Below are 20971 nucleotides of genomic sequence, written 5' to 3'. Positions count from 1 at the left end.
CCACCCACCCAAGAGGATCGACATGAACCGCACTAACTTCATTCTTGCCGCACTGCTGTCTTCGCTGTTTGTTCCCGCGCTGGCGGCCGAATCGGACGCCGACACCGGCCAGGAGACGCGCGCCGTGACGCGCGAAGTGCGCGAGCTGCGCACGTTCGATCCCGCCGCGTTCGCCGGCGCCGGCATGCGCTGGCCCGGCAAGCCGGTCAAGAACCTGCCTTACAGCGCCGAAGTCGTCACCGAGCGCGTGCAGAACCTGGCCGACGGCAACCAGATCACTCACAAGACCACCTCGATGACCTACCGCGACAGCGCCGGCCGCACCCGCCAGGAGATGCGCGACCCCAAAGGTGAAGTGCGCAACATCACGATCCATGACGCGGTGAGCGGCGCGACCTACATCCTGAACCCGCGCGAAAAAACCGCGACCCAGATCGCGCCGAACAGGCAGCTGGGCGCGGCGGCGGCCGAAGCTGCGCGTGCGCGCATCGAAGCGCTGCGCAAGGAAGGCAAGCTGCCCGAAATTAAGGAGCGCCGCGAGATCATCATTCGCCACTCCGCCGAGCAGGGCGAGGACGTCAAGATCGACATCGAAAAGGCGGAAGGGATGAAGATCGAGGGGCGGCACAGTTTGCAATTTGCACCTGGCGGCGACATGCAGATTCATCTCGGCGCGCTGGCCGGCGCCTTCGGTGATTCGAAATGGTCGTCCAAGGCGACCAGCAAGGACCTTGGCACGCGCGACATCGACGGCATCAAGGCCGAAGGCAAGGTGCGCAGCTACGAGATTCCGGCCGGTGAAGCGGGCAACCGCAATCCGATCGTGGTGACGGACGAAACCTGGTTCTCGCCCGAGCTGCAGGTCACGGTGCTCACAAAACACAGCGATCCGCGCAGCGGCGACAACGTCTATCGCCTCGCCAGCATCAAGCGCGAAGAACCGGCGGCGGCGCTGTTCACCGTGCCGTCCGACTACAAGGTCAAGGACGTGATGGCCAACGTGCAGCGCTTCATCGAAAAGAAGGCGCCCTGAAGAAAAGAGGGCAGGTCTGCCGGACCTGCCCCTAAAGCCGTTAAGTTAAGGAATAAATTAGCACTGCACGGAGGGCATTAGCCCAAAAACCGTCGTATCTGCGCAGGCAGGTACCCATGCAGAGCGTGCCTTACCTCATCGGCATGCTCGGTGTGGGTACCTGCCTGCGCAGGTCGACGGCTCCACTTAACGGCATCAGCCCTGCCGCTAGCCGTGCCGGCCGATGCCGAATTTTTCCTTGAACCAGTCGTCGATCATGCGCTTCTCGTAGCGCAGCGGCTCGCCGTCGAAATACGGATTGATGTGGTCCATGTACATCATGTCGCGCAGCTGGTCCTCGCCGCTGTTGATGACTTGGCCGTTCGACTCCAGGCTGTACCGGATCACCATGCGCGGCCAGTCGGCACGCCCGCTCAGCACGCGGATGTCGTCGCCATTGCGAAAATTGTGGCGGATCCGCCCCGCCAGATCCAGGTCCAGCACCTCGATGCGCAAATCCTGGCCCGGCGGCAGCTTCTTGCTCATCTTGGCGAAGTGGTCGCTCAGCTCTTTCAGAACCTGCTCCCGGTCCCAAGACGCAATCGGCATATCCCCGTAATTTTCGGGATGCGCAAACGTCACCGTCACGCCCGCCGACGCGCCGCCCGCCGCCAGCAGTAACAGGCCCGCCAGGGCCACGCTCTTCACTATGGTGTTCATGTCGATTCCTTCGTTCGCTGTGGAGGGACTCCCCCAATTGCCAATATACGCCGATTGCGGGCCCGGGTTTGTTTCCTGACAACGCAGCTTTGTATCCAAATGTGAGTCCGCGCACCGGCAGGCTGCGCGATCCCATCCAGAATGGCGCGAAAGGAGGCTCAACCATGCCAGAAGGACCGTCGCTTGTCATCCTGAAGGAGGAAACCGCGCGCTTCGAAGGCCAGCACATCGTCAGCGCCGAGGGCAACACCACGGCCGTCGATCCGGCCGGGCTGATCGGCCAGCCGATCCTGTCGCTGCGCACCTTCGGCAAGCAGTTCATCATCGAAATGCCCGAGATCGTGCTGCGCGTGCACTTCATGCTGTTCGGCAGCTACCGCATCGACGAGGCCAAGGACCGTCCGCCGCGCCTGGCGCTGGGCATGGAAGACGGAGGCGCGCTCAATTTCTATGGCTGCTCGATCAAGGAGGTCGATCCCGACCTGGACGCGGTGTACGACTGGAGCGCCGACGTGATGTCCGACCGGTGGAACCCGGCGAAGGCGCTCAAGAAGCTGCGCGCCGCGCCGGACACGCTGGCGTGCGACGCCCTGCTCGACCAGAACATCTTCGCCGGAGTCGGCAACATCATCAAGAACGAGGTCCTGTTCCGGATCAGGGTGCATCCCCTGTCGCCGGTCGGGGCGCTGCCCCCGGCCAAGCTGCGCCAGCTCGTTGCCGAAGCGCGCAACTACAGCTTCGACTTCCTAGCATGGAAGAAGGCCTTCGTGCTGCGGCAGCACTGGCTGGCGCACAAGAAGACCATTTGTCCACGCTGCGACATTCCGTTCAGCCGAGGCCACCTCGGCCATACCAAACGGCGCAGTTTCTACTGTGAGCGTTGTCAGAAACGCTACCCGGCGGTTCGGGGCTGACTGGGGTGTTGCTTTTGGATTCGAGCCCTTGCTCAACGGGAAACGTATTTAACAATGTTTGTTGTTTTCAGGCATTTCTCATACTACAATCGCCTTAAACCCTGCCATCAGGCAATTTTCTCCTCGTATTGACTCAACGGTATCGGAATTCGCCACATGTCTTTTCTGTCGTCCGCCGCGCCCAAGCTCGCCCCTTGGAAAGTCCTGCTTGTCGACGACGAGCCCGATATCCATGACGTCACCAAGCTGACGCTGTCGCGCTTCCGGCTCGACGACCGCGCCCTGACCTTCCTGCACGCCTACAGCGGCGCCCAGGCCAAGGAAATCCTCGCGCGCGAGACCGACATCGCGCTGGTGTTCCTCGACGTGGTGATGGAAAAGGAGGACAGCGGCCTCGAAGTGGCGCGCTGGATGCGCAAGGACCAGGACAACCAGTTCACCCGCATCGTGCTGCGCACCGGCCAGCCGGGCCAGGCGCCGGAAGAACGCGTGATCGTCGACTACGACATCAACGACTACAAGGAAAAGACCGAGCTCGATCGCACCAAGCTGTTTACCACCACCTTCGCCGCGCTGCGCGCCTATCGTGACATCATGAAGGTCGAGGAAGCCCGCCGCGCCCAGCACAATTATCGCGAAGGCCTCGAGCGCGTCATCGCCGCCTCCGCCCACATTTTCCAGCAGCGTAACCTGAAGGACTTCGCCAGCGGCCTGCTGCAGCAAGTCGTCGCGCTGCTGCGCCTCGAGCAAAGCATGCTGCTGCGCCTGTCCGGCGCCAGCGTCATCACCGGCGAGACCGAGTACGAAGTGCTGGCGCAGATCGGCAACCTCGGACGCGAAGTGATCTGCCCGGAACTGATCGCGCAGCTCGACGACGCGCGCCGCAACCGCATCTCGCGCCTGCATGGCGACACCTACGTCGGCTTCTTCCCCAACGCCAGCGGCAAGGCCTCGCTGCTGGTGCTCAAGGGCGTCGAGGAGATTTCGGACATCGACGCGCAGCTGCTCGAAGTGTTCTGCTCGGGCGTCGCCATCGCCTTCGACAACATCCTGCTGAACCAGGAAATCACCGATACCCAGGCCGAGCTGATCCTGCGCCTGGGCGACGTGGTCGAATCGCGTTCGCACGAAGCGGGCAACCACGTGCGCCGCATGTCGCAGGTGTGCCACCTGCTGGCGCAGGCCTCGGGCATGAGCGAGGACGAGACGGCGGTGCTGATGCACGCGGCGCCGATGCACGACATCGGCAAGATCGCCACGCCCGATTCGGTGCTGCTCAAGCCGGGCAAGCTCGATGAAGCCGAGTGGGAAATCATGAAGCAGCACCCGAACGTCGGCCTGTCGATCCTGGACGGCTCGTCGCGCCCGATCCTCAAGGCTGCCGCCGTGATCGCGCACCAGCACCACGAAAAATTCGACGGCACTGGCTATCCGCAGGGATTGAAGGGCCAGGACATCCACCTGTATGCGCGGATCGTTGCGGTCGCCGACGTATTCGACGCGCTGTGCCACAAGCGCTGCTACAAGGAGGCGTGGCCGATCGAGCAGGTCACCGGCCACCTGCGCGAAGTGGCGGGGCGCCACCTCGATCCGAAGTTCGTCGAGCTGCTGATTGCGAATATCGACAAGGCGGTGGAGATTAACCGCCGCTGGCCTGATTAATTAAATTGATCTTGCATGCGGCGCGGACCAAAGGCAGGGGTCAGGTCCGACGGACCTGACCCCGGTTTTGTCGGCGCCGCGTCACGAAGAGAGGGTTCAGGTCCAGCGGACCCTGAACCCTTTTTCATTACGCCGCGCGCCTTTCCTGGCGCCGGCTGCGCGGGAACCGCAGGTGATATGCCAGCCCCTGCCCCGGCGCGCTCTCCACCTTCACCGTCCCGCCCAGCGACCCTGTCACCAGGTTGAACAAAATGTGCGCACCCAGCCCGCTGCCGCCGCTGCCGCGCCGCGTCGTGAAGAACGGGTCGAACAGCTTGGCCAGCGTGTCCGCATCCATGCCGGCGCCGTCGTCGGCATAATCAAACACCACCATCTCGTCGTCCAGCGCCGCGCGGATCGTGATCGCCCCCGGCCGTTCGTCCTCGAAGCCGTGCACCAGCGAATTCATCACCATGTTGGTGACGACCTGCGACACCGCGCCGGGGAAGCTCTCCATCAGGATCTCCGCCGGGCAGTCGATCTCCACCTTCACCGGCCGGCCCTTGAGCTTCGGCTGCAGCGACAGCAGCACTTCGTGCAGGTAGGTCCTGAGGTTGAAGTTGCGGATATCGTCGGACGACTGGTCCACCGCCACCTGCTTGAAGCTGCGCACCAGCGCCGCGGCGCGCTGCGTGTTGGTGGTCATGATGCGCAGCGACTGGTCGACGATGTCGAGGAAGGACTCCAGGCTCTCCTGCGTCATCGCGCCGGCGGCGAGTTCCTCGCGCGTGAGCTTCAGCTCCTGCACCAGGTGGCTGGTCGCGGTCACGCAGATCCCCAGCGGCGTGTTGATTTCGTGCGCGACGCCGGCCACCAGCCGTCCCAGCGAGGCCAGCTTCTCCTGGCGCACCAGCTCGGACTGCGCTTCCTGCAGCGCCACGTTCTTCTGCTCTAGCATCGCGGTGCGCTCGTGCACCGCCTTCTCCAGCCGGTCCATGCTTTGCAGCGATTGCAGCGCGTTCGAGACGTGATTGGCCAGCAGCGCGAACAGCGCCTGGTCTTCGTCGCTGAAGGTGTGCTCGGGCGAGTAGCTCTGGATGACGATCGCGCCCAGCGCCTGGTGCTGCTGGTCGAGCAGGGCGCAGCCCATCCAGTGTTCGGCCGTGCTGCCCATGCCCCAGCCCTCGCGCTCGGGATGCGCGGCCAGGTCCTCTTCGGCCGTCATCACCAGGTTCTTGCGGTTCAGGATCACCCACGCCGTCGGCGACTGGTCGGACGAGGCGAGCGTAATGACCTGGTCCGGATCGGGCGTGTCGTCCACCTCGTCGACGAAATAGACGAAGCGCACGCCGCCTTCGTCGTTTTCTTTCAGCGCGACGTAGAAGTTCGCCGCGTACATGATGCGGCCGAGCGAACGGTGCACGGCGCGGATGAATTCGGTGATATCGCTGCAGGTGGTCGACATCTGCCCCAGTTCGAGCAGCATCGCCTGGACGGTCTCCAGGCGATTGAGACGGCTTGCTTCCATCGTGTTCCTCTTGTTAATGCACGGGGGAAATATTAGCAGTTCCCCGCCCGGATCGGCTCCGGCCGTTTAACAAAAGGAGCGAAAGTGTGGCTTTTCAGCGCGGCGCCGGGAAATCCTTTTCCACCCAGTCGGACGCGCTCGATGGCGACAGCTTGAAGTTGGGCGGCGCCTTCACCTGGGCGATGCGCTCGCCCATCTCGTCGAAGGCGCTGAGCAGCGCGTAAGGATGCTCGTCGTCCGGGATGATGTCGAGCGTGACCTTCAGCTCGCCGCCATTGGCGAATACGATGACGCTCTTGTGCAGCTGCGCGTGCAGCTGCTGCTCGTGGCGCCGCAGCACTTCCGACGCGGTCTTGACCAGCGTGTTGAACGCGCTGGTGTCGAGCGGTTTCGGGTTCTTCTTGTCGCGCCCCATGGTCCAGGGGCCGACCAGCGCCGGCTCCGGCTCGCCGTCCTTGATCATCGCGACGGCCCAGCCTTCGTCGTCTTCATTCTTGATGACCTTCGCGGTCCAGCCGTTGCCCTTCCACAGGCGCGGTTCCTGCACCGGTTCGTCTTCGTCCGGCTGGTGTTCTTCTGCGTGGTCCGTCATGTGTGCGCTTTCAAAATCTCAAGGCGCCATTCTACCAAATGGGGTCAGGTCCGCCGGACCTGACCCCGTTTTTGTCGGCGCCGCGGAAGATGGCGCGCTGGCCCGTCACACCCGCTGGCGCGGACCTGGCGGCGGCATGACCGGCCTGCCGATTGGCGGCAGGCGCGGATCGATCGCCGGCGCAGGCGTTTCTCGGTTGAAGGGATTGATGATAATCGGCGGTATTGTCGGCGGCGCCGATGGCGGCCCCTTCGGACCACCCAGTGCGAAGGCTTGCATACGCTGTCCCGTCCTTAAAGCAGGCCCTCAGTATAGGCAATGAGGCAGGTATTTCAAGGCCAAATGCCGCGCCGCGCAATTCGTCGCCGCTTTCGCCGCGCCCGACCCGCGTAATTTGCAGTCTGTCGCAATCCGATGGCCCGCCATGGGGCGCGCCGATACAGTGCATGCATACCCAACCGGATTTACTTCACACAAAGAGGCCCTGGAATGAAAAAAATCGCCCCCGTCGTCATCCTGTTCCTGTTCGCCCTGCTGGCCTGGAACGTGTTCTCGCATACGTCCGGAATGACCTTCGATATCGACGGCGAGGAAATCGGCGGCCCGCTCGGCGCCGTGCTCGGCCTGCTGTTCGCCGGCGGCGGCATGATCGTCGCGGCGCTGGTGATGTTGTTCGTCGGCGCCGTGCTGGCGGTGGTGTTCGCAGGCCTGGGAGTGATGCTGGTGTTCGGGCTCGCCATCGCAGCGCTGGTAATCACCGCCGCGATCTCGCCGCTGCTTCTGCCGATCCTGATCCCGGTCGCGATCATCTGGTTCTTCATGGGCCGCTCGCGCCGCAACCGCGTCAAGGCGCAGGCCGTTTAAGACCGCTTCAAATGCCTTCGATCAGCCGCATCGCGAACACGATCGGCAGGCCGGAGGCAATCACCCGGCGCGCCGCGGCGCCATGGTCGTAAGGCACCCTGAAGTAGGTCAGCTCGCGCGTGACATCGTCGTACAAGGCATAGCACGCGCTGCAGTTGCCGTCGCGCGGCTGGCCCACCGCGCCCGGAATGACCAGGTGCTGGTGCTGCGGCCGGATCACGATGCGAGCGCCGGGCTCCGGCGTGTGACTCCCCATGCGGCCGTCGTCGGCACGCCGGAACAGCGAGGGCTTGTGCACATGGCCCGAGAACACCATCTTGCAATGCGTGGCGCGCAGGCTGCGCTCGGCCTCTTCGATGCCGGTGACGTATTCCCACTTGATCGGGTCGAGCGCGCTGGCGTGCACGAACAGCATGTTGCCGCGTTCTTCCGTCAGCGGCAGTTCGCGCAGGAAGGCCATCTGCTCCGCGTTCAACTGGCCCCGCGTCCATTCGATCACCTCGCGCGCCTCGGCATGCATCTGCGGGCGCGTCTCGCGCGTGACCGAGTAGTCGTGGTTGCCCTGCACCGCCACCGCGCCGCGCGCGACATATTGCATCACCGTGTCCACCACCCACGCCGGATCGGCGCCGTAGCCGACGAAGTCTCCGGTGAACGCATACTGGTCGGCCTTTTGCTGCTCCGCGTGCGCGAGGCAGGCGCTCAACGCTTCGCGGTTGGCGTGCAGGTCGGTGAGGAGGGCGAGGCGCATGGCGGCGTGAAATACGGTGATGGCGCCCTGCGTGCTGACGCCAGGGCTGGGGCTGAATCATACCACGGCGGCGCCGAGCAAATTCCTTGAACGAACTCATCCGACCGCTGTTGAGATAACTCAAACAACCCGCGATTAGTCAACCGTGCGCGATGGGCCGCCGGCCCGACGCTGGCATATTTGAACAGCCAGCAGCCGTCGTCTTGCGATTGTCCGCAGTGCATTCTTAGCCGGGAGCCCACCATGCGCCACTTAAATTTTGTGCTGGTTCTGTTCGTTGCCGCGATGCTGGCGGCGTGCGGCGACAACGGCAGCCGCGCCGGCGATCAGACGCTCAAGACCAAATTCAGCGCCCAGATCACGTTCGGCGACAGCCTGGCCGATGTCGGCACTTACGCCGTCGGCCCGATCGCCGCGGCGGGCGGCGGCAAGTACACCATCAACGGCAACAACGTCACGCTCAACCCGGCCCTGACCGGAACCACCTGGTCGGAACTGATGGCGGCGCAATTGAGCCTGCCCGCGCCATGCGCCGCGCAGACCGGCCTGGACGGCGACCCCGCCCAGGGCTTCTCGGTTCCCGTGGTGAACCACGCCGGCTGCTTTGGCTACGCCCAGGGTGGCGCGCGCGTGACCAACCCCGTCGGCCCGCGCAACAAGCTGACCGGCTCGCCGCTGGGCCAGCTGACGGTGCCGGTGGTGACGCAGATCGCCAACCATCTGGCCGTCTCCGGCGGCCGCTTCAAGAGCGATGAGATCGTGTTTCTCCTCGCCGGCGGCAACGACGCCTTCATCCTGCTCGACCAGCTGGCCGCGGGCGCACTGGCGGCCGGCCAGGCGGCCGGGGCATCCACCTTCGCCAGTTCCCTGGTTGCCCAGCTGGCGGCCGGCGCAACCGATCCTGCCTCGGCCTCTGTGGCAATCGGCACGGCGCTGCAAGCCGAGTCGGCCCGTCCGGGCCACACCGACGCCAGCGTGGTGCAGGCGGCGGTGACCGCGGCGGCCCAGCAGCCCGGCAACGCCGCGGGCGCCGATCCCGCGGTGTACGGGCCGATGGTCACCAAGGCCCAATCCAACGCCGCCGCGGCCGGCGCTGCCGCCGGCGCCAAATACGCCCGCGACAACGGGCCTGCGGTCGTGACCGCGATGGGCACGGCGGGCGCCGAGCTGGCCGCGCTGGTGAAGAACCGGATCGTCGCCAACGGCGCCAATTTCGTCGTCGTCAACGCGCTGCCCGACATCGCCATCACGCCGGGCGCGCTGGCCCAGCCGGCTGAAACCCGCGAGCTGATCAAGGCGATGGTCGCCAGCTTCAACGACCAGTTAAAGGCCGGCATCGCCGGCGACGCGAAGATCCTGTTTGTCGACCTGTACGCCCTCACCCACGACGAGTCCGCCAATCCGGCGCCATACGGGCTGACCAACACCACCATGGCCGCCTGCGGCGCCAACGCGCTGGGCGGGGCCTCGCTGGTGTGCAACGGCGGCAACCTGGCCGCCGGTGACGTCAGCCACTTCATGTTCGCCGACGACTATCACCCGACGCCGTTCGAGCACCTGCTGGTGGCGCGCTACATTTCGCAGCAGATGATTGCCAGGGGCTGGATCTAGGCGGGTGGGCGGCCGATGCGGTCAGGCGGGCGACCTTGCACGCTTGGACCTGTCCCCTGCATCGTCCACGGCGCCGGAAGACCAGGGTCAGGTCCTAATGCCGTTAAGTCAAGGTGAACATTGGGCGCTGCTCGCAGAATCGGGGTCTGGTCCTGCGGACCTGACCCCATTTTGATTTCGCCGCAAACTATCGAGACAAGGTGTTTCGTTACCCCAAAACCCTTTTGTGCTCTCGGTGCCATCGAAATTCTCAACATGGGGTCAGGTCCGCAGGACCAGACCCCGACGATGCGCGCGCTGCGGAGGCTTAACTTAACGGCACTAGGGTCAAGTCCGGCGGACCTGCCCCCATCCTGGACCGCCGCATGCGCTTCGTCCCGTTGGCGATCAGCCGGCGCCTTCGCTGGCGGCAAACTGCGCATAGCCGCGCGCGCGCAGTTCGCACGCCGGGCACTTGCCGCAGCCGTAGCCCCACGGGTGCAGCGCGCCGCGCTCGCCCAGGTAGCAGGTGTGGGTCTGCTCGCGGATTAAGTCGACCAGCGCCATGCCGCCAGCCTCCTTCGCCAGCTCCCAGGTCTGCTTCTTGTCGAGCCACATCAGCGGCGTCTCGAGCTTGCTGCGCGTGGCCATGCCGAGGTTCAGCGCCACCTGCATCGCCTTCATCGTGTCGTCGCGGCAGTCCGGGTATCCGGAGAAATCGGTCTCGCACATGCCGCCCACCAGCACGTTCAGGCCGCGCCGGTAGGCCAGCGTCGCCGCCACCGTCATGAACAGCAGGTTTCGGCCCGGCACGAAGGTGTTCGGCAGGCCGTTGGCCAGCATCTCGATTTCCACATTGCTGGTCAGCGCGGTATCGGAAATCTGGCCGATGATCGACAGGTCCACCATGTGGTCTTCGCCCAGGCGCGCGTTCCATTCCGGCTTGATGGCGCGCACGCCGGCCAGCACGGCCGGCCGCACCGTCAGCTCGATCGCATGGCGCTGGCCGTAGTCGAAGCCGATGGTCTCGACGCGCGCGTAGCGCTCGAGCGCCCAGGCCAGGCAGGTGGTGGAGTCCTGGCCTCCGCTGAACAGGACCAGGGCTGAATCGGTATGCGACATGGGATAGGGTTCCAGAGTGTTAGGCGTTCGCCATCATTTTCAACGATCCGGTAAGATGCGCTCAGCATTTACCGAATGGAGCGCCATGTTTCTCGCAAGACCCGACGACAGATCCGCGCACGCGCCGGCACGACCACGAATTTTGGCACAGATCGGGTTGACCGTGTTCGGCTTGCTGGCGGCGTCAGGCGCCGTGGCGCAGGGCGTGCCCTACACCGTCCGGATCGACGCGCCGCGCGCGCTCGAGCAGCTGCTGCAGGAGAACCTCGACCTGGTGCGCTGGCGCGGCAACCCGCGCCTCGACCGCGACCAGCTGCAGCGCCTCGTCAAGAACACGCCCGACCAGGTGCGCACGCTGGTCGCCACCGAAGGCTATTATTCGCCCGCCGTGTCCGCGGGCCTGGACAACAGCGGCGGCCAGCTGCAGGCGCGCGTGATGGTCGAGCCGGGCCAGCCGGTGCTGGTGGGCGACCTCGACCTGGTGCTGCAGGGCTTCGAGCCGATCGGGCCGGAGGCCGTCAAGTTCGACCCGCAGGCCCTGCGCGCGAGGTGGAGCCTGCCCACCGGGGCGCGCTTTCGCACCGCGGACTGGGAACAGGCCAAGCGCAACCTGCTGCGCCAGGTGATGCAGGTGCGCTATCCGCGCGCCCAGCTGGTCGAATCGCAGGCCACGGTCGATCCCGAGCAGCACCGCGCGCTGCTCAAGGTGGTACTCGACAGCGGACCGGAAGTGCATTTCGGCGCCCTGCGCATCGAAGGCCTGAAGCGCTATCCCGCCACCATCATCACCAACCTGAACCAGATCAAGCCGGGCGAGGAATACAACGAGGCGTCGCTGCAGGCTTTCCAGGCGCGCCTGCAGGACACCGGCTACTTCAGCGGCGTTGACGTCAGCGCCGACATGGGCGCCATCCTCGACGAGAACATCGAGCAGATGACCGGCGAGCAGCAAGGCGCGCCGAAGCCTGCCGCCGCAAGTCCCGTGACGTCGCCGGTGCTGGTGCGCGTGACCGAGAACAAGCAGAAGAACGTCTCCGCCGGCCTGGGTTATTCGACCAACACCCATAACCGCGCGCAAGTCAGCTACGACGACCTGTCCGTGTTCGGCCTGCGCTTGAAGAGCAATATCATCCTCGAGTCGCTGCGCCAGAGCGCGCGCGCCGACTTCTACTTCCCCACCAAGCCGCAAGGCTACAACGACAGCATCGGCGCCGGCTTCGAGCGCACCGACCTGGAAGGCGTGCGCCTCAGCGTCTCGACGCTGGCCGCCCGGCGCGCCTGGGGCTCGCCGCTGCTCGAACGCAGCCTGACGCTGGAGTACCTGAGCGAGCAGCGCAACGTCTCCGGCCAGGCGGTGACTACCAGCAGCAAGAGCATCCCGCTCACCTACAGCATCACCAAGCGCGCGCTCGACAACCTGCTGTCGCCGACCGACGGCTACGTCATCAACGGCACCATCGGCGGCGCCGTGCTGCCGGTGCTGACCGACGAACGCTTCGTGCGCGCCACCACCCGCTTCGTCAACTTCCGCCCTACCGGCTCCTCCGGCACGCTGATCCTGCGCGCCGAAGCGGGTGCGGTGGCGTCGAAGCGCAAGGTGGGCGTGCCGAGCACCTTCCTGTTCCGCGCCGGCGGCGACCAGTCGGTGCGCGGCTACGCCTACCAGGAGCTGGGCGTCATGGAGGGTAATGCGATCGTTCCTGGCCGCTACCTGCTGACCGGCAGCGCCGAGTACCAGTACTGGTTCAAACCGCCGTACGGCGTGGCGGTGTTCTACGACGCCGGCAACGCGGCCGACACGCTGAAGGACCTGCATCCGAAATCCGGCTACGGCATCGGCGCGCGCTGGCGCAGCCCGGTGGGCCCGATCAACGTCGATGTCGCCTACGGCCACGCCGTCAAGAAGGTGCGCCTGCACTTCTCGCTGGGATTCACCTTCTGATGGCCGCCCACGACACCCCCACCGGAAAAGCGCTGCCGCCAGTGCGCCCGCGCCGCTGGCCGCGCCGGCTGGCCATCGCCGCTGCGATCACGGCCGCGCTGCTGGCCGGCGCCTACTGGTACGGCGGGCGCGAAGCGACGCTGCAAACGCTGGCGCAGCGCGTCGCCACTTCCAGCAAAGGCGCGATCGCCCTTACCGGCGTCACCGGATCGCTGTACGGGTCGATGCACATTGCGCACGCGGTCTTCAAGAGTCCCGACCAGCAGATCAGCGCCGACAACATCGACATCGACTGGTCGCCGTGGCAGTACCTCTCCAAGGGCGTTGCGATCAGCAAGCTGCGCGCGGCAAGCCTGACCTCGAAGGCGCTGCGCGACACCGGGCCGGCAAAAATGCCCGTCTCGCTGACGCCGCCGATGGAACTGGCCATCGCCGACGGGCAGATAGCCAAGGTCGAACTGATCCCGCTCGGGGCCAGCGCCGGCACCGTGCTGGCTGACGTACGCTTCAAGCTGCACGGCGACCGCAAGGGTTGGCAGCTGCGCGACGCCAGCGCGATCACGACGCTCGGCATGGTGAAGGCCGACGGCAGCATCGGCGCGTCCAAGCCATTCGGGCTGGATGCAAAAGCGAGCCTGACCCAGTTGAAACCGCAAGGAAGCGGCAAGCCTGCCCAGCTGAATCTGCGCGCCAGCGGCGACCTGACGGCCACCGAGCTGGCGGCCGAGGGCCAGTCGGGTGCGGCTTCAGGCGATGCAAAATTCTCGCTGTCGCCGTTCGCGCCGGTGCCGCTGCGCGCGATGACCATCAACGGGCGCGGCATCGACCCGGGCTTCTTCAATCCGGCGTTGCCAACCGCCGACCTGTCGATCGCGGTGGCGGCGAAGGTCGCAGCCAACCGCGACGTCAGCGGCAGCGTTGCGCTCGACAACCAGGGCCCGGCCGGCACAATCGACCACCAGCGCCTGCCGCTGCGGGCGATGCGCGGCAAACTGGGCGGCAGCCTGGCGCAGCTCGACATCAGCGACGTGCTGGTGGACTTCGGCGCGGCCGGCAAGTTCACCGGCAGCGGCGCGGTCGCGCGCACCAGCGACGACAAGGGCATCGGCACCGCCGAATTCGTGCTGCACACCGACCGCATCGACCTCAAGTCCCTGCACAGCCGGATGAAGTCGACGAAGATCGCCGGCGACATCAAGCTGTCCAACGCGGGCAACAGCCAGATGCTCATTGCGAAGCTGGCCGAGAGCGGCCTGCGCCTCGACGCCCGCGCGACGCTGGAGAATAATCTGTTGACGATCGACGAAGGCCGGCTGGCGGTCGGCGCCGGACATATCGACTTGCTCGGCAACGCGAGCCTGACCGGTGACCGGGCGTTCAAGGTCAGCGCCAGCGCCGCGCATTTCAACCCGGCCGCGCTGGGCGACTACCCGGCCGCTGACCTCAATGCCGACCTGCGCGCGGGCGGCCACGTCGCGCCGGCATGGAAGGTCGCGGCCGATTTCGCGCTGCGACCCAGCCGCCTGTTCAACCAGCCGCTGTCGGGCAAGGGCAAGCTCGATGCCGATGCGGCGCACGTCAGCAATGTGGACGCCGCGCTCGCGCTGGGCCAGAATGCGATCGACCTGCGCGGCAGCTTCGGCAAGCCCGGCGAACGCCTGTTGTGGAGCATCGACGGCAAGCAGCTGTCGGCGGCGCGCAGCGATTTGTACGGCGCGCTCAAGGCCACCGGCGCGATCACCGGCACGATGGCGGCGCCGCGCACCAGCTTCGTGGTCGATGCGGATGGCCTGGGCTGGACGCCGGCCGCGCGCAAGTCCGACAACGGCGCGCTGCACGCCAGCGGCGATGCCTGGCTCGATGCGCGCGTGGTCGAGGTCAAGGCCAGCGGCACTGCGCAGCGGCTCAATCCCGCGGCGTTCGGCTCTCCCCTCGCCGGCAGCATCAACGGCGCATTCGACGTGAGCGGGCGCCTCGGCGCAGACTGGCGCGGCGCGCTGAACCTGCACCTGCAGCCCTCGACGCTGGCGAACGCGCCGCTGTTCGGCTATGCGAAACTGGCGGCCGACGCGCAGCACGTGTCGAACGCCGACGTCGATCTGCATGTGGGCCCGAACGTCGTCAACGCCAGGGGCAGCTTCGGCGCCGGCGGCGACCACCTGGACTGGCGCATCGACGCGCCCCAGCTCGCGGTGCTCGGCCCCGATTTCGGCGGCGCGCTGAAAGGCGCCGGCACGGTGTCGGGCAGCATGCAGGCGCCGGCGCTCAAGCTCGCGCTCGACGGCCAGAACCTGCGCCTGCTCGGCAAGCACCAGCTCAAGTCCCTGCGCGCCACCGCGAGCGTGGGCAGCGGCCAGGGCGCGGCCGATCCGCTGGTCAGCGACATCGAGATCGCCAATTATGCGAGCGGTGCGATGCGCATCGCGAACGCCCACCTGCAAACGAGCGGCACGCGCGGCGCGCATGCGCTGCGGCTGACCGCGCGCGGCGACAGCTTCGACGCGCTCGCCGAGGTGCGCGGCGGCTGGAACGGCGGCGCCTGGACAGGCACGGTCGACAAGCTGCAGAACACCGGCCGCTACGCCCTCACGCTGCAGGCGCCAACCGCGCTGCGGCTGGCCGGCGCACCGGGAACCGGCGTCATGGGACTGACGAAGCCCGAGCAGATCTCGCTGGCCAACGCGGTGATCAAGCTCCCCGAAGGCACGGTGTCGATACAGTCGCTCGACAAGAACGGCGCGCGCTGGACCAGCAAAGGCGTCGCTGCGGGCGTGCCGCTGACCTACCTGTCGCAATTCTCGCAGGGCATGCGCGACAACCTGGCGGGCGACCTGACGCTGGGCGCGCAGTGGGCGCTCGACATGCAGGCCGTGACGGGCGCCGCGGCGGCGCTGAACGGCATGCTGCACGTGTTCCGCGAAAAGGGCGACCTGGTCGCGGGCAGCGAAGTGCCGGTGGTGCTGGGCCTGCGCACGCTCGATGCACGCGCGGATGTCGCCGGCGGCGCGCTGCGCATGCAGCTGGATCTCGACGGCGCGCGCGCCGGCCACGCGCGCGTGGACGCCACCGCGCGCATGATCGACGGGCGGCTCGGCAACGACAGCCCGCTCAAGCTCGACGCCAGCGCCGACATGGGATCGATCGCCTGGCTGGCCCCATTGACCGGCCAGCCCGCGCTGGAACTCGATGGCACGCTCAAACTGAACCTCACCGGCGCCGGCACGGTCGGCGCTCCCACCCTGAACGGCAGCGTCAATGGCGACAGCCTCGCGCTGCGCTGGGCCGACCAGGGCGTCAAGCTGCGCAACGGCCAGCTGCGCGCGAAGCTCGCCGGCGACCAGCTGGTGCTGCAGCGCCTGGCCTTCGACGGCGCCACCGGCCACGCGGCGGCCGACGGCGCGGTGCGCTTCTCCGGCGGAGAGGCGACCATGAACCTGAAGCTGGTGGCCGACAAGCTCGAAATCCTGTCGCGTCCCGACCGCACCCTGGTCGTCACCGGCCAGAGCACGCTGGTGCGCGACGCCAGGCACTTCACGCTGGATGGCAAGTTCAAGGCCGACCGCGCGCTGGTCGAACTGGCGCCGCAGGGCCGGCCAGTGCTGTCGGACGACGTGGTGGTGCTGGGCCGCGACAAGGCGGGTTTGGTGCCGAAGGACGCCAAGCCGCAGATGCCGCTGACCGTCGATCTCGAAGCCGACCTGGGCGACTCGTTCCGCCTGCGTGGCCTGGGCGCCGACGCCGAGCTGGCCGGCACGGTGCGCCTGCGCGCCTCGGGCGGGCGGGCCCCGCGCGTCAACGGCACCATCCGCGTCGTCAGCGGCAATTACGCCGCCTACGGCCAGAAGCTGGCGATCGAACGCGGCGTCATCACCTTCAACGGCCCTTACGACAATCCGTCGCTGAACATCCTCGCGGTGCGCAAGCGCCCAGAAGGAGAGCAGCTGACCGAGACCAATGTCGAAGCCGGGGTCGAAGTGCGCGGCACGGCGCTGGCGCCGGCCGCCAAGCTGGTGTCCACGCCGTCGGTGCCCGACAGCGAGAAGCTGTCATGGCTGGTGCTGGGGCATGGAATGGAAGGCACGTCGGGCAACGAGGCCGGCGTGCTGAGCGCCGCGGCGGGCGCGCTGTTGGGCGGCAAAGGCGGCGGCTTCCAGTCGCGCCTGGCCAATTCGCTCGGTGTGGACGAACTGGGACTGTCGCAGGCGAAGGGGCTCGAAAGCACCGTGGTCACGGTCGGCAAGCGGATCTCGGCGCGCGCCTACATCAGCTTCGAGCAGGGAGCCACCACCGCGTCGAGCCTTGTCAAGCTGCGCTACAAGCTCAATCCGCGCATCACGCTGCAGCTGCAGACCGGTACCAACACCGCGCTCGACGTGCTCTATTCGTGGGCCTTCGATTAATGCAGCACTGACGGATTCGGATCGGGCACCTGGTCGTCGTTTTGCGGAGTATGGATCGGCGGATGGTGCGGATGGGGATTGTCGAACGGCTCGGGCGTGGGCTCGTCGGCGGGCACCGGGTCCGGTGCGCGGTGCGCTTCGATAACTGCTGGAATCATCATGGTCGTCGCTCCTGTGGCTGGAACGTTGACGTTACCACAAGAGTGTCGTTCCTGCGCAGGCAGGAACCCATACTGAATCAGCACAGCGTTGACTCTGGCTCAGCATGGGTTCCTGCCTCCGCGGGGGCGACTGTCTTGAGGGCTACGGCGTCGCGTTCTTCACGTATTTGTCGAGCCAGAGGTTGGTCTCGTACAGCATCTGCATGATCGATTCGCGCGCGCGGTAGGCGTGGCTTTCGTTCGGCAGCATCACCAGCCGCGCCGTGCCGCCCAGCCCTTTGATCGCCTGGAACATGCGCTCGCTCTGGATCGGGAAGGTGCCGGAATTGTTATCCTGCTCGCCGTGGATCATCAGCAGCGCGTCGCTGATCTTGTCGGCGCTATTAAATGGCGACATCGCGTGGTACACGTCCTGCGCCTTCCAGAACGGCCGCTCCTCGGACTGGAAGCCGAACGGCGTCAGGGTGCGGTTGTAGGCGCCGCTGCGCGCGATCCCGGCGCGAAACAGGCGCGTGTGCGCCAGCAGGTTGGCGGTCATGAACGCGCCGTAGGAGTGGCCGCCGACGGCGATGCGGTGGCGCTCCGCCACGCCGCGCCGCACCACTTCATCGACCGCCGCCTCGGCGTTGGCCACCAGCTGCGGCAGATAGGTGTCGTTCGGCTCCGCTTCGCCGGCGCCGACGATCGGCATCGAAGGATTGTCCAGCACCGCGTACCCCATCGCCAGGAAGGCCGCCGGCCCCCAGAAGCTGACCGCATTGAAACGGTACGGCGAGCCGGTGGTCTGGCTGGCCGCGCTGGCGCTCTTGAACTCCTGCGGATAGGCCCACATCAGCAGCGGCAGCGGGCCGTCGCGCTTCGGATCGTAGTGCGGCGGCAGCATCAGCGTGGCGGTCAGGTCAACGCCATCGGCGCGCCGGTAGCGGATCTGCTCCTTTTGCACGTCCTTCAGTTGCGGCGTCGGATGCGCGAAATGCGTCAGCGCGGTCAGCTGCGCATCGCCGGTTTTGGCGAGGTCGCGCATAAAGTAGTTGGGCCGCTCGGTGGGCGATTCGCGCGTAGTCAGCAGGCGCATGCCGTCGTCGCTCAGTACGGCCACCGCATTCTCGTAGTACGGCGCCTCGCTCTGGAACAGGCGCTCCTTCTTCTTTGTCTCCAGGCTGAAGCGGTCGATGAAGGGCCGGTCGCCCTCGTGCGACGCGCCGGCGCCGTCCAGCAGGATGCTCGTGCCGGGGCCGATCAGCAGGCGCGGCAAGCCGGCGGCGTCGCGCCGCGTCACCGGCCGGCCGGGATTGTTGTAGCGGTCTTCCGCCGAATAGTCGAATACCAGTTCCGGCATCGTCTCCGGATGGTCCGGCGCGATGCGCCAGGTCTTGATCGCGCGCGTCTTGTACCAGCTCTCCGACAGCAGCGCCAGGTCGCCGCGGCCCCACTGCACGCCGTTATAGCGCGAGCCCAGTTTCGCCAGCACGACCGGCCGGCCGGCGAATGGCGCGGCGTGTGCGTAGACGATGTCGCGAACGTCGGCCGCCTTCGCCGGATCGCCGCCGTCCTGGGCTTCGGCCCACACCAGGGTGGCGGGTGCATCGACGCGCCAGCTGACCTCGCGCGCGCCTTCCTGCACGGCGTCGTTCCCCGCCGGCAGTCCCTCCACCAGCGGCCGGTTGGCCACCAGGTGCACCGGCTTGCCGGCGAGGTCGCGCACATCGATTCGGCGCGCGAAGGCCGACGCCGGCACCATGTACGAGAACGGGCGCCGCAGCGCCTGCGCCAGGATGTATTTGCCGTTCGGCGAAACGCGCGCGCCGATGAACAGGTCCGGCTCGCCGGCCGGCGAGATCTTGCCCGCCAGGTCCACCAGCGCCAGCTGGACCGTCGCGTAATGCTCGAACATGCGCGCATCTTCTTCGTTCCTGAGAAGGTCCGGATAGGTACGCAACTGGCGCGCGTCGCCGCCCGCGCCGGTGTCCTGGATGCTCGGCCCGGCCGGGATGCCGGTCGCAGGCGGCGCCTTCCCCAGCGACGCAGGCTTCAGGTGTACCAGCAGGCCGCTGGAGTCGGGCAGCCAGCTGAAGCCGCAACCGGCGACGTAGGACAGCGGCTGCGCCGTCAGCCTGCGCGCGGCGCGGATGGCGACGTCGATCAGCCATAGTTCCACCGCCGAACCCTTGTCCGCATACGACACGTGCGTGAATGCGATATGGCGCTGGTCCGGCGACCACGCCAGGTCGGCCATGCGCAAGTCCTGCGGCAGGCCGCTCACCGTCGATTCGGCCTGGGTGCCCACATCGAGCAGCGTGAGGCCGGCGCCGAAACTGAAGCGGCTCGGCGAATAGCTGCGCGGATTGATGCGCAGGCCCGCCAGCTTCAGCTCGGGCTGGGCGACTTCGACGATCGACGGCAGCGCCGGGGTGGCGACCAGCGCCGCCAGGTTTCGCTTCGGCGACAGGCTCAGTGCCGGCGCGCGCGGCGCATCGACAATCGCCTGCAACGGCGCTGGCGGCAGCTGGTACCGGGCGTGTTCCGGAACGACGGCGGGAAGTGGTTTACGCATGCTGGCCTCGATGGATCGGATCGAGTCAGTATATGCCTATGGCCGCGCCTGCGTACCCGGATTACAATGGCGGCTCGATTGCTTTCCCACTTCAAGGATCACCGCAATATGTCACCATCAGCTCCGATCGTCGCGGCAGTACTCGTTCCCTTCGTCATGTGGCGCGTCTATCAGCGCATCAAGCGGCTGATGGTGCGCCAGCATTCGCAGGCATGGCGCCACTGGGTCGGCGTAGTCCTGTTCCCGCTGATCGTCGTCATGCTGACCCTGACGGCGCTGGCGCATCCGCTGTCGCTGGCCGGCATGGCCGCCGGAATCGCCGGCGGCGCCGTGCTTGGCGTGATCGGGCTGCGCAAGACCGTCTACGAAAAGATCGGCCCCGATTTCTTCTACACGCCCAACGCGCATATCGGCATCCTCGTCTCGATGCTGTTCGTCGGCCGCCTGCTGTACCGCTTCTACGAGTTCTACGTGATGGGCGTATCGCATTCGCAGGATTTCGCCAGCAGCCCGTTGACGCTGACCGTGTTCGGCGTGCTCGCCGGCTACTACACCACCTATGCCGCCGGCATCCTGCGCTGGCGGAAAAGCGCTTCCGCGCAAACGAACTGAAATCGATGAACGTTACCACCCTCACCCTGCTGGTCTTGACGCCGTTCCTGGTCTGGCGCATCTACTCCCGTCTGCGCACCGCGATGGCGCGCCAGCGCTCGATCATGTCGCGCCACTACACCGGCCTGTTCGTGTTCATTGCGATGGTGCTTGTGCCGGCGTCGGAACTGTTTTCGAAGCCGGCGATGCTGGGATGGCTGGCGCTCGGCACGGCGGCCGGCATCGGCTACGGAGTGTGGGGACTGAAGCAGACGCGCTTCGAAGAGACGGAGGATGGGTATTACTTCACGCCGCCGGCGCGCCTGGGCATCCTGATCGCGATGCTGTTCACGGCGCGCATCCTGTACATCGGCTTCGAGCTGTATGCGAACCAGGGCAGCCATGTGCCGGCGCCGCATTTCACCGACAGCATGGTGACGATGCTGGCGGTGGGACTGACCGGGGGATACTTCGGGACGTTTTCGGCGGGGCTTGCGCTGTGGCGCTACAGGATTCGCAAGGCGATCGACAAAGCTTAGCGCCGCGGCCCAAAGGCTGGGGTCAGGTCCGGCGGACCTGACCCCAGGGT

17 protein-coding genes are annotated in these 20971 nt (G+C 66.6%); 9 read left to right on the top strand and 8 right to left on the bottom strand.

What is annotated here, in order from left to right:
- The first annotated feature begins 22 nt into the window (after nucleotides 1-22).
- Nucleotides 23-1033 (top strand): hypothetical protein, encoded by a 1011-nt coding sequence (locus tag Q4S45_RS00185; RefSeq protein WP_305508040.1) that lies wholly within the window; start codon nucleotides 23-25, stop codon nucleotides 1031-1033.
- A 207-nt stretch (nucleotides 1034-1240) separates the two neighbouring features.
- On the opposite strand, the gene Q4S45_RS00180 is transcribed toward Q4S45_RS00185, so the two are convergent.
- On the bottom strand, nucleotides 1241-1732 hold the full coding sequence (locus Q4S45_RS00180; protein ID WP_305508038.1) for a DUF3016 domain-containing protein: 492 nt from the start codon (nucleotides 1730-1732) through the stop codon (nucleotides 1241-1243).
- A gap of 164 nt (nucleotides 1733-1896) precedes the next feature.
- Between Q4S45_RS00180 and Q4S45_RS00175 the strand changes: the two genes are divergently transcribed.
- Together Q4S45_RS00175 and Q4S45_RS00170 are read left to right on the top strand one after the other, a co-directional pair.
- Entirely contained in the window at nucleotides 1897-2646 is a 750-nt protein-coding gene (locus Q4S45_RS00175; RefSeq protein ID WP_305508036.1) for a DNA-formamidopyrimidine glycosylase family protein, read from the top strand.
- A gap of 156 nt (nucleotides 2647-2802) precedes the next feature.
- On the top strand, nucleotides 2803-4308 hold the full coding sequence (locus Q4S45_RS00170; RefSeq protein WP_305508034.1) for an HD domain-containing phosphohydrolase: 1506 nt from the start codon (nucleotides 2803-2805) through the stop codon (nucleotides 4306-4308).
- Nucleotides 4309-4435: 127 nt separating this feature from the next.
- Here the strand turns inward: Q4S45_RS00170 and Q4S45_RS00165 are convergent, their stop codons facing one another.
- The 3 genes from Q4S45_RS00165 to Q4S45_RS00155 form a co-directional block, all read right to left on the bottom strand.
- Nucleotides 4436-5815 (bottom strand): GAF domain-containing sensor histidine kinase, encoded by a 1380-nt coding sequence (locus Q4S45_RS00165; protein WP_305508032.1) that lies wholly within the window; start codon nucleotides 5813-5815, stop codon nucleotides 4436-4438.
- 94 nt (nucleotides 5816-5909) lie between these two features.
- Nucleotides 5910-6407, bottom strand: coding sequence for a hypothetical protein (locus tag Q4S45_RS00160; protein WP_305508030.1), 498 nt, complete (start codon nucleotides 6405-6407; stop codon nucleotides 5910-5912).
- Between the two features lie 105 nt (nucleotides 6408-6512).
- Nucleotides 6513-6686, bottom strand: a complete 174-nt coding sequence (locus tag Q4S45_RS00155) for a hypothetical protein (RefSeq protein WP_305508028.1) — start codon at nucleotides 6684-6686, stop codon at nucleotides 6513-6515.
- 210 nt (nucleotides 6687-6896) lie between these two features.
- Here Q4S45_RS00155 and Q4S45_RS00150 point away from each other — a divergent pair, with 210 nt between their 5' ends.
- Nucleotides 6897-7271 (top strand): hypothetical protein, encoded by a 375-nt coding sequence (locus Q4S45_RS00150; protein WP_305508026.1) that lies wholly within the window; start codon nucleotides 6897-6899, stop codon nucleotides 7269-7271.
- A 7-nt stretch (nucleotides 7272-7278) separates the two neighbouring features.
- Here the strand turns inward: Q4S45_RS00150 and Q4S45_RS00145 are convergent, their stop codons facing one another.
- Nucleotides 7279-8022 (bottom strand): metallophosphoesterase, encoded by a 744-nt coding sequence (locus Q4S45_RS00145; protein WP_305508024.1) that lies wholly within the window; start codon nucleotides 8020-8022, stop codon nucleotides 7279-7281.
- A 243-nt stretch (nucleotides 8023-8265) separates the two neighbouring features.
- Between Q4S45_RS00145 and Q4S45_RS00140 the strand changes: the two genes are divergently transcribed.
- Nucleotides 8266-9633 carry an SGNH/GDSL hydrolase family protein gene (locus Q4S45_RS00140; protein WP_305508023.1) on the top strand — a complete coding sequence of 456 codons (1368 nt, stop codon included), beginning with the start codon at nucleotides 8266-8268 and terminating at the stop codon, nucleotides 9631-9633.
- Nucleotides 9634-10020: 387 nt separating this feature from the next.
- Here the strand turns inward: Q4S45_RS00140 and queC are convergent, their stop codons facing one another.
- Nucleotides 10021-10734, bottom strand: coding sequence for a 7-cyano-7-deazaguanine synthase QueC (gene queC / locus Q4S45_RS00135; RefSeq protein ID WP_305508021.1), 714 nt, complete (start codon nucleotides 10732-10734; stop codon nucleotides 10021-10023).
- Between the two features lie 85 nt (nucleotides 10735-10819).
- On the opposite strand from queC, the gene Q4S45_RS00130 reads away from it, so the two are divergent.
- Entirely contained in the window at nucleotides 10820-12676 is a 1857-nt protein-coding gene (locus Q4S45_RS00130) for an autotransporter assembly complex family protein (protein WP_305508019.1), read from the top strand.
- On the top strand, nucleotides 12676-17076 hold the full coding sequence (locus Q4S45_RS00125) for a translocation/assembly module TamB domain-containing protein (protein WP_305508017.1): 4401 nt from the start codon (nucleotides 12676-12678) through the stop codon (nucleotides 17074-17076). The genes Q4S45_RS00130 and Q4S45_RS00125 overlap by 1 nt, the downstream gene beginning before the upstream one ends.
- Here the strand turns inward: Q4S45_RS00125 and Q4S45_RS00120 are convergent.
- Nucleotides 17073-17237 (bottom strand): hypothetical protein, encoded by a 165-nt coding sequence (locus Q4S45_RS00120; protein WP_305508015.1) that lies wholly within the window; start codon nucleotides 17235-17237, stop codon nucleotides 17073-17075. The genes Q4S45_RS00125 and Q4S45_RS00120 overlap by 4 nt on opposite strands.
- A gap of 142 nt (nucleotides 17238-17379) precedes the next feature.
- The gene (locus tag Q4S45_RS00115; RefSeq protein WP_305508013.1) at nucleotides 17380-19791 is read right to left on the bottom strand and encodes a prolyl oligopeptidase family serine peptidase; all 2412 of its coding nucleotides are present in this window, start codon (nucleotides 19789-19791) and stop codon (nucleotides 17380-17382) included.
- A gap of 108 nt (nucleotides 19792-19899) precedes the next feature.
- Between Q4S45_RS00115 and Q4S45_RS00110 the strand changes: the two genes are divergently transcribed.
- Both Q4S45_RS00110 and Q4S45_RS00105 read left to right on the top strand, forming a co-directional pair.
- Entirely contained in the window at nucleotides 19900-20403 is a 504-nt protein-coding gene (locus Q4S45_RS00110) for a hypothetical protein (RefSeq protein WP_305508011.1), read from the top strand.
- 5 nt (nucleotides 20404-20408) lie between these two features.
- A complete protein-coding gene (locus Q4S45_RS00105) occupies nucleotides 20409-20921 on the top strand; it encodes a hypothetical protein (protein WP_305508009.1) in 513 nt (170 codons plus the stop codon).
- Nucleotides 20922-20971: the final 50 nt, after the last annotated feature.

Origin of the sequence: Massilia sp. R2A-15, assembly GCF_030704305.1 — a bacterium.
Taxonomy (GTDB): Bacteria; Pseudomonadota; Gammaproteobacteria; order Burkholderiales; family Burkholderiaceae_D; genus JAFCUW01.
This window is presented reverse-complemented; position numbering and strand designations above follow the sequence as displayed.